This window comes from Crocosphaera sp. Alani8 (assembly GCF_038442745.1).
Lineage (GTDB): Bacteria > Cyanobacteriota > Cyanobacteriia > Cyanobacteriales > Microcystaceae > Crocosphaera.
Genome location: NZ_JARVCN010000129.1, coordinates 1 through 9,354, shown reverse-complemented (window position 1 = coordinate 9,354; position 9,354 = coordinate 1). Strand labels below are relative to the sequence as shown.

Sequence of the window (9,354 nt, the reverse complement as noted above, 5' to 3'; positions counted from 1 at the left end):
GACTGTTCTCAATGCCTTCTGTCAAGCGGATTTTAGATGAGCTTACCCTGCTTTTGTTTCAAGTGTCTCATGACAAGGATAAAGAATTACTTTTTGAGTAATATGTGGCAAAAAAGATTCCCTATATGGGTCTCCATCAACGAATATTTTTCGTAGAATTGGTTTTGCTTCTCGTTCATATTGTTCGTTCGTCAGAATATGCATATCGTAATTTTTAAATGCTATATAGAAACTATTTGCGTTCTATACTGATTTATCCATCAATAACTAAAGTTTAATTCCCTTATCAATGATTACAAGCTTTTGGCGATATTATAGATCAGTCTCCTTGCGCTTGTCCCAGTTTATTAAAGGCGTTAGAGGGGCAATTTGGCAACCAAGAGAAAACCCGAATTTGTAATTACCAAGTTGTCCTCGGAATGAAAGACACACTCAAGACATTGTTTAATTGTTAATATTAATTCTGAATCCTGGCTCCTGAATCCTGACTCCTTGCCACGAAGTAGCTATAAATTCTTCTATTAAATTAAAAATCCAATTAATAGATAAAAATAGACTATCCTATGGTAACAAATAATCAAACAAGAACCTATTATCCCTATGACAACGATAGAATAATTTCCATTACTAAAAATAATTAATACAATCTAAATAAATTCCCACAAACCTGTAAGATTATCTTAATACTTGCCGTTACGTAAATATAGGAAGAACTCACAAATGACAGTTGCCAGCGCAATACCAGCATTTTGTCAAGGAATTCAACATTTTGGGGAAAACCTACCCAACTACGAACAGTACACCACAGAAGCAGCCATAAAATCAGGCCATACAGCCATCTCTTCCCCCAACGACCCTAACGCCGTTTTTCAAACCCTTTTAGCGGCGGACGCACTACGCTACCTAACCCTACAAACCGCAGCCACCAAACAATCAGGCCACCCTGGAGGTTTTGCAAGTATCGCCGACACCATCGCCGCTTTAGTGATGCTAGGCCATAAAAACATCATTACCGAAGTGGGACACCACGCCCCAGGATTTTACAGTAATATGTTTTTAGACCGTTCCCTCGAAGACATGGGTATCACCACAGTCCAGCAGATGGGAGAACGGTTTCGGGAAATGCACGGACTTTTAGGCCACCTTTCCGGTCAAATACCAGGACTCCTCAACCCTGCTGGACCCTTGGGACAAGGACAACATTTCGCCATGGCCGGGGCCAAGTTACATCCCGGGGTACTCTTTCCTGTCACCATTGGAGACGGTGGGTTAGGAGAACCCTATATCATCAGTAGTTTTGGACATTTCAACACAGCTTATCCCCAAGCAACCAACTTTTTACCCATCCTGGTGTGGAACGGTTATTCCCAGGAACACCATAGTATGGTTTCCACCAAAACCAACGAAGAAATGATCGCTTATTGGCAAGGAAACGGCTTTGCTGAGGTAATCTTAGTTAACGCCAAAGACCACGATGATAGCAACCAGGAAGGGGAATATGTAGATAGTACCCAGTTTTCCCTTGCTAAACGGTTAGCCTTCACCCAAGCTATTTTAGAAGCAACGGATAAAGCCGCCAAGTCTGCTTTGGGGGGTACATTAACCGTTCTCATCGTCAAACAACTCAAAGGTGCCGGAGTACATAAACGGGGGGCAAAATCTCATAATTTATATCCTGGGGATACCTTAGAAAAAGATTACATTGTTAACGCCCTCAAAGAACGCGCTTTATCGCCGGAAGCTTGGCAACTTGTTCGGACTAACTTTGAGCGTTCAACTGGTGGTCCTGCGTCCCAGAATGTGGTCACAGAGAAGGTTTTACCCTTACCGGAGTTGAGAGAGTTACCTTTAACAGAATACGAGGTAAATGGGGATAAAAAAGTGGCTACCACCGCTATGGGTGAATTAGTGGTTCATGTGGGGCAGAAAGACCCCAACTTCGTTATTGCCAATGCTGACGGTAATGCAGCTTCAGGAATCAATAATATCAACATCGGTTTAAAAATTGTTCATCCCACCGTTGATGATGCTTATTTTCAAGGACCAGGGGGACAAGTTTATGAACCCTTAAGCGAAGATGCTTGCGCTGGTTTAGCTGCCAGTTTGGCTTTATTTGGGTCCAGAACTTTATGGTGTTCCTATGAGTCTTTCGCCATCAATGGTTTACCTATATGGCAAACCGTAACACAAGCAATGGCAGAGTTACGCCGTCCCACTCCTTCTACTATTACTTTATTCACTGCTGGTGCTTTGGAACAAGGACGTAATGGTTGGACCCACCAACGACCTGAAATTGAAAATTATTTTGCAGGAATGATGAGAAATGGTAACGTTTTTCCTCTATTTCCTTGCGATGCCAATAGTATTCAGGTTTGTTATGATTGGGCAGTTAAAACCAGCAATAAAGGTATTACTATTACTGCTAGTAAGTCACCTTTACCTATCAGGACTACCTTTGAACAAACCCGTCAAGGTTTACAAGATGGAGGCATTATTGTACACAATAGTGAAGGTAAGAAAAAAGTTGTTTTTGCTGTCATTGGCGACATGACTTTAATTCCAGTTTTTGATGCAGCTTTACACTTAGAAAGCGAGGGTATTGGAGTCAAAATTGTTTCTGTAATTAGCCCCCGTCGTTTATACCGTCCCCATGACGTTGCTTGGGAAACTTGCAGCGAAAAGGATAGTCATTTCTTGGATGATCAAGGGTTTGAAAAATTGTTCGGTGGTGATGCTTTAATTGGGGTAACCGGAGGTACATCTGGGATGTTAGAACCGATTATGTTACGCAGCAATAGTAACCGTGATACCTTTGCCTGGAAACGGGGAGAAACCACCTCTAGTGCAGGTCAAATTATGGAGTTTAATGGCTTAACAGCAGAAGCTTTAAGCAACCGTGCCAGCCAGTTATTAAGCTGATGTTTAGATCTTGCACCTTCGATAAAACTGGCTAGTTTGTAAGCGTTCAGCTATCAGCTATCAGCTGAAACATATCAATCCCTATCATTTACTGTGAGTAAGATTAAACGAATGCTGAACGCTGACTGCTGACTGCTGAGTGCTGAATGCTCAATGCTGAGTACTAAATGCTGAATGCTCAATGCTCAATGCTCAATGCTCAATGCTGAATGCTGAGTGCTGAGTGCTAAATGCTCAATGCTGAACGCTGACTGCTCAATGCTGAATGCTGACTAATTTAAGTTTTTCTATACACCGAACTCAGGGTGGGCAATGCCCACCTTTTTTGCAGATTAAAATTCACTGAGAAACGTTCACTGTTTCTAACCAATCTAATAAAATAGGGTTAAACCGGTCAGGGCATTCATCGTGAAGACAATGACCAGCATTATCTAATTCTTTCAAAGTTATCTGCTCGTTTAACTTAGAAAATACCGACGCTAAACTAACAGGAATCATTTTATCTTGACGACCCCAAACTAATAAAATGGGAATAGTCAATTTTGGTAAAATAGTCTTGACAGAAGGAGCGTAATGGGGTTTTCTTAGTCCTTCAAATAATAAACAAAACGTTCTAGCCGCTCCCTGATCTTGGGGTGGAATAGTAATCATATCTAATAACTCATCAGTAATGGCTGATTGATCGTAATAAGCAATACCAACCCAAGGACGAATAACCCCAGGACGACGAATAATATTAAATAAAATTTTTAATAACCAAGGAGGACTAAAAACCCCTTCAATAGTGTTAACAAGTGGTCGCAATAGTTTGGGAATCGCCTCTTGTCGGAGAGAAACATCCGGTAAACTCAACATCACTAAACCCCCTACCATTTCAGGGTATTTAAAAGCTGCTGTTAAACAAACCAAAGAACCAATAGAATTTCCCACCAAAATAACCGGTTTACCGATAAACAATCGCCAAAAATCATACACTTGTTCAGCCCAAAGATAAGCCGTGTAATCCGTTGCCGCTTTCTGAGATTGCCCAAACCCTAACAAGTCTAAAGCATAAACTCGATAATGTTCTCCCAGAGTAGGTATATTGTGTCGCCAATGTTCCACAGCAGCCCCAAAACCATGCAATAAAATTAACGGGGGTTTAGTCTGTTGATGCTGGGTGGTTTCTTCCCCGAAAAAAGTGTAACGAAGGGGCCAACCTCGCCAAATCCATTGTCTTTGCCGTCCGATGCGCCTCTCCCAAGGTTGTTGTTGATTCACTTAATAATCCCGTTATAAATCTTTACACCTTTTTATTTTACGATCGCTTACAGAAGGATTAAACTAAGTAATAAATAGGTCTAGCCTTATCCTTAAAGGTAAATTACCTAAACCTAACAATAAAGTAAATAAATACAATCAGAACTTGGTAAAAAATAATCACTATAAAACAGACTAATATTATAGTCTGGATTAATTACCAAGATTCATCAGTCATATCGAGAGACATTAACATACGCCTGTGATAGATAAAAGACGCACACAACGCGATCTCCCTAAAATCAACGAAAGAATCCGCTTCCCCGAAATTCGAGTCATCGATAGCGATGGTTCGCAACTGGGAATTATTACCCCCGAAGAAGCTCTAAATGTTGCCCAAGAACGAGAATTGGATCTGGTGTTGGTTAGTGAAACAGCTAAACCTCCTGTTTGCCGAATCATGGATTACGGTAAATACAAGTTTGAACAGGAGAAAAAGGCAAGAGAAGCTAAGAAAAAACAACACACAGCCGATGTTAAGGAAGTTAAAATGCGCTATAAGATATCAGAACATGATTATCAAGTGCGAGTCAATCAGGCTAAACGCTTTCTTAAATCAGGAGATAAAGTCAAAGCAACTATTACCTTCCGAGGAAGAGAAATACAACATTCTAATCTAGCGCAAGACTTACTCAGTCGCATGGCTACGGACTTAAAAGAATTAGCCGAAATTCAACAAGCTCCAAAACGGGAAGGACGTAACATGATGATGTTAATGAGTCCGAAAAAAGAATCTAAATAAATTAGTCAATAAATTATCCTTTAGTTAGCAGACGTACCATAGTACGTCTGCATTTATTTTAAGAAATGGAGGAGAAAAAAAATGAGGATACTGTCGTTTTTAAGTTTTTTATCAATAGCATTATTAATAGTAATGTTAGTCAATGTTATGACCACAGTGGCTAACAGTGACAGCTATTCTCTTTTAAGAGAAGAATTACAAGAAAACCGTCAATTATGGCGATCGCAAACCCTAAAAGATTATCAATATATCTATCAACAACAGTGTTTTTGTCCTCCTCCTAGTAATAATTCCCTCGAAGTTTTCGTTAAAAATGATACAATTATAAAAACAGTTAATCTAAACAACAATGAAAATATAAAGGATTTAACATTTGCCAAAACCGTAGAAGAACTCTTTAACATTATCGAAGATGCTATCAAACGCAATGCAGACGAAATTCTAATTACTTATGATTCTCTCCTTGGTTATCCGACTCGTGTAGCTATCGACTATGAAAAAATCCTAGCAGATGAGGAAATAACCTACACAGTGGAAAAATTGACAAAACTGAATTAATTGACTTTAAAGACATCTTATGAATAACCCCAGAGACGTACAAGTTTACCCCATTGCCACTGATACCACTGTTATAAGATCAAGGACATGGGACAGATTAAAATTTGAAATCGAATACGGTTTAAAACGCGGTACTACGGCCAATGCTTATCTCATTCGAGGGGAGAAAATTGCCTTAATTGATCCCCCAGGAGAATCCTTCACAGAAATCTTTTTAACATCCCTACAAGAACGAATCGACTTAACCACTATCGACTATCTAATTTTGGGACATGTTAACCCCAACCGAGGGGAAACAATCAAAGCTTTACTAAAAATTGCTCCCCAAATTACCATCGTTTGTTCTAATCCTGGAGCGTTACTTTTACCCAACATTTTATCATCGGAATTTACTCCCAAATTAAAAGTAGTTAAAAAAGAAGATATCTTAGATTTAGGTCAAGGGCATCAACTGGAGTTTATTCCCACCCCTAACCCCCGTTATCCAGCCCAACTGTGTACTTATGACCCCAAAACAGAAATTCTCTACACCGATAAATTATTTGGGTCCCATGTTTGTGGGGATCAAACTTTTGACGAAGGGTGGACAGTGTACGCCGAAGATCGACGTTACTATTTTGACTGTGTAATCGCCCCCTATGCCAAACAAATCAACACTGCCCTCGATAAATTAGCCCGCAAACCAGCTAAAATTTATGCAACAGGTCACGGTCCGTTGGTACGTTACGGGTTAAAAGAGTTGACCATCTCCTATAAACAATGGCTAGAGGCACAAAAAACCAAAAGCATCAGCGTTGCCCTCGTTTACGCCTCAGCCTACGGTAATACCGCTACCCTCGCCCAAGCCATCGCCAGTGGTATCACCAAAGCAGGTGTGAGGGTAGAATCCATTAACGCAGAAGTAGCCCAACCAAACGACATAAAAGAAGCAATCAATGACTGTTCCGGGTTCATTTTTGGTTCCCCCACTCTGGGAGGACACGCTCCCACCCAAATCCAAACCGCTTTAGGGATCACCTTAGCCAATGCAGATAAATCCAAACTAGCCGGGGTATTTGGGTCCTATGGCTGGAGTGGAGAAGCCATAGACCTCTTAGAAAGCAAATTTCGAGATGGGGGTTATCAATTTGGTTTTGACCCCATCAAGGTGAAATTTACCCCCACTCAGGCAACCTTAAAAACCTGTGAAGAAGCTGGGACGGACTTTGCCCAACGGTTGAAAAAAGCGGAAAAACGCCGTCAACGGAAAAATTCGGTGAATCAGTCCCAGACAGACCGTTTACAACAAGCTTTGGGCCGTATTGTGGGTTCATTATCCATTGTTACTTGTCAAGAAGAACAGTTAAGCGGAGGGATGTTAGCCTCTTGGATCTCCCAAGCAACCTTTAATCCTCCTGGGTTCACCGTAGCAGTAGCCAAAGAACGAGCTATCGAGTCTTTGTTACACCGAGGCAGTTCCTTTGTCTTGAACATTCTCAGAGAAGGGGATCATCTTGGTTTGATGAAGCATTTTCTCAAGTCCTTTTCCCCTGGAGAAGACCGTTTTGAGGGATTGAAAACCCAGGTAGCTGATAACGGTTCTCCCATATTAGAAGATGCGTTGGCCTATTTAGAATGTAAAGTCAGCGATCGCATGGAATGTGGGGATCATTGGGTGATTTATGCGATCGTCACTAAAGGAGAAGTTCTACAGGATGGAATAACCGCCATTCACCATCGTAAGTCAGGTAATCATTACTAACCGGAGTTCGGAGTTAGGTGTTCGGAGGGAGGCTCCGTTGCCCTTGGCAGCGGAGTTACAGCAATTTGCAAGTACACTTCACACCTGCCTCCTGCCTCCTGCCTCAAGCTTTAGCTTCTTGTACCACACTAAGTCGAAAACTGCTGTAGATGTTGTCGTATGAAACAAGTCATAATTGAAAATCCCATTATCAATTCAGCATTTAATGAGCCAAAACGTCATTTTCGCTTTGATGACGAAGGAATTACAGGGTTTGCAAACAAAGCCCACCGCTTTAAAGGGTGGGATTTAGTTTGCCCGTCTTTAGACGGAGTGAGAAGTGTGCTTAATAAAGTTTATTTTATTTATTAAGTATGTTATCATGGGGGCATGATAACGATGACGTACGACTATAAACTTAAACCTAAAAAGTCTCAAGTCCATAAGATTGAGATGTATCTTGAAACGTGCAAAAGTGTCAAGTCCTTATGACTATGTTGGTTCCACTCGATATGTTAATTTTGATACCATTCGTCCTGTTTATGTAACTAGCTCAAATAAATGTCCTGTGTCTCATGCGGTAGCTGATACTAATAGTTGGGAGCAAAAAATAGCTCAGGTATTAGAAGATATAGATCCTGTGATTTCTTATGTAAAAAATCAAGGTTTAGGCTTTTTAATTCCCTATTCTCTTGGTGGTAGACAACGTAATTATTTACCTGATTTTCTAGTTAAATTTGATGATGGTCATGGGCAAAGTGATTTACTTAATTTAATTGTAGAAGTATCAGGAGAAAAATTAAAAGAAAAAGCCGCTAAAGTTAATACTACTCGCAATCTATGGCTACCAGCAGTCAATCAACATGGTGGTTTTGGCAGATGGGATTTTATAGAAATTACAGATCCTTGGGATGCGGAAAATACAATTTTTGCTTATTTATCAGATTTAGAAAAGGGGGGTAAATAGTATCAATACCATTATCAAAAAAACACCTCATGTTTGTGGAGGTAATGCTCGTATCCGTAACACAAGAATACCTGTTTGGTCATTAGTTTCTTTTCATCAGCAAGGTGCGCCCGATGAATATTTATTAATAAATTATCCGGGGTTAAACCAAGAAGATTTAGAAGCCGCTTGGTCATACTATAAGGAACATCCAGAAGAAATTGACCAAATAATTGCTGATGAGGAGGATGATGATTAAGTTTTATTCTAATGAACATTTTCATTGCTTGAAATCTACAGATTTATTTGCTATAAATTAAACAAAAACAATGCCTAGAAAACCTAAGTCATCGAAATCTAATCCCAAGCAAATTGACAGTGTTAAACACAAAGATAAACGGACAAATATTCCTACTGATGAGTTAAAAGATTTTATGTCTGATGACGATCGCCAACCTAAAAAAATTTTATATCCCCGTGACTCTTCTCTTGACCCACAATTAGTTTGGAAAGGCAAAGATGAACAGGATAGGCAAGATTTAGAAGTTCCTGCGGTACCCATTTATATTCAGGAAAAAATCCATCCTCAAGCAATTATTGAGGATTTTCGTCGTCAGGTAAAGGAAAAAGAAAAGCAACAGGAAGATACTCAACAATTAAGTTTATTTGATACAGGTTTTCAACAGTTAGATTTTGACCAACAAATTGATTTTTATAACCATGATGTTAATTGGTCAAATCGGATGATTTTAGGGGATTCTCTGTTAGTGATGAATACATTCTTATTTGAGTTATTTAAGAGATAGGTTAATTGTAGCAATGATATAAAAAAAGGTTTTGTTTATAAAACTGTTCCTCATATCACATTGAAAGCCATAGCAAATAACGAAGAAATAGACGTTATCTATGACAAATGGCAGGAAAAACTAGAACCCATTAGAAGTAAATTAAACCAACTGCAGAAAAAAGAATGGGAAGAATGGGAAATTCCCCGTGAAGCTGAGGAGAAATGGTCAGATGAGATGAAAAAACTTATTAATAAATGGTGGGAATTAAGACAAAAGAGACAACAAGAAATAGATGAATCCATCGCTCGTAACTCTGATAATGAAACACTCGTATCTTCTCAAAAAGCCAGGGGTCACTCGCTGCGAAAACTTAGGCCAAACA

General features: G+C 39.7%; 10 protein-coding genes. 9 read left to right on the top strand and 1 reads right to left on the bottom strand.

Translation table 11 applies throughout. The features are described from left to right. Positions 1-720: 720 nt before the first annotated feature. Positions 721-2,919, top strand: a complete 2,199-nt coding sequence (locus tag P9B04_RS09075; protein WP_342054663.1) for a phosphoketolase — start codon at positions 721-723, stop codon at positions 2,917-2,919. A 339-nt stretch (positions 2,920-3,258) separates the two neighbouring features. Here P9B04_RS09075 and P9B04_RS09070 read toward each other — a convergent pair whose 3' ends face one another. Further along, complete coding sequence (locus tag P9B04_RS09070) at positions 3,259-4,179, bottom strand: alpha/beta fold hydrolase (RefSeq protein WP_342054662.1); 921 nt, start codon at positions 4,177-4,179, stop codon at positions 3,259-3,261. Between the two features lie 241 nt (positions 4,180-4,420). Between P9B04_RS09070 and infC the strand changes: the two genes are divergently transcribed. The 8 genes from infC to P9B04_RS09030 form a co-directional block, all read left to right on the top strand. Then, complete coding sequence (gene infC / locus P9B04_RS09065) at positions 4,421-4,960, top strand: translation initiation factor IF-3 (RefSeq protein WP_342054661.1); 540 nt, start codon at positions 4,421-4,423, stop codon at positions 4,958-4,960. A gap of 132 nt (positions 4,961-5,092) precedes the next feature. Next, positions 5,093-5,518: a DUF6174 domain-containing protein gene (locus P9B04_RS09060; protein WP_342054660.1), complete on the top strand. Its 426-nt coding sequence runs from the start codon at positions 5,093-5,095 to the stop codon at positions 5,516-5,518. A 19-nt stretch (positions 5,519-5,537) separates the two neighbouring features. After that, positions 5,538-7,259: a diflavin flavoprotein gene (locus tag P9B04_RS09055; RefSeq protein WP_342054659.1), complete on the top strand. Its 1,722-nt coding sequence runs from the start codon at positions 5,538-5,540 to the stop codon at positions 7,257-7,259. A gap of 159 nt (positions 7,260-7,418) precedes the next feature. Beyond that, positions 7,419-7,610, top strand: coding sequence for a hypothetical protein (locus P9B04_RS09050; protein ID WP_342054658.1), 192 nt, complete (start codon positions 7,419-7,421; stop codon positions 7,608-7,610). Positions 7,611-7,698: 88 nt separating this feature from the next. Then, positions 7,699-8,205, top strand: coding sequence for a hypothetical protein (locus P9B04_RS09045; protein ID WP_342054657.1), 507 nt, complete (start codon positions 7,699-7,701; stop codon positions 8,203-8,205). A 1-nt stretch (position 8,206) separates the two neighbouring features. Next, positions 8,207-8,443: a DUF433 domain-containing protein gene (locus P9B04_RS09040; protein ID WP_342054664.1), complete on the top strand. Its 237-nt coding sequence runs from the start codon at positions 8,207-8,209 to the stop codon at positions 8,441-8,443. Between the two features lie 70 nt (positions 8,444-8,513). Then, positions 8,514-8,990 (top strand): hypothetical protein, encoded by a 477-nt coding sequence (locus P9B04_RS09035; protein WP_342054656.1) that lies wholly within the window; start codon positions 8,514-8,516, stop codon positions 8,988-8,990. Positions 8,991-9,050: 60 nt separating this feature from the next. After that, positions 9,051-9,354 (top strand): hypothetical protein (locus P9B04_RS09030; RefSeq protein WP_342054655.1); only part of this gene is annotated, 304 nt, incomplete at its 3' end.

Coding starts and splice junctions, on each gene's coding strand:
- P9B04_RS09075 (WP_342054663.1), top strand. CDS start 721: ATGACAGTTGCCAGCGCAATACCAGCATTTTGTCAAGGAATTCAACAT.
- P9B04_RS09060 (WP_342054660.1), top strand. CDS start 5,093: ATGTTAGTCAATGTTATGACCACAGTGGCTAACAGTGACAGCTATTCT.
- P9B04_RS09055 (WP_342054659.1), top strand. CDS start 5,538: ATGAATAACCCCAGAGACGTACAAGTTTACCCCATTGCCACTGATACC.
- P9B04_RS09050 (WP_342054658.1), top strand. CDS start 7,419: ATGAAACAAGTCATAATTGAAAATCCCATTATCAATTCAGCATTTAAT.
- P9B04_RS09035 (WP_342054656.1), top strand. CDS start 8,514: ATGCCTAGAAAACCTAAGTCATCGAAATCTAATCCCAAGCAAATTGAC.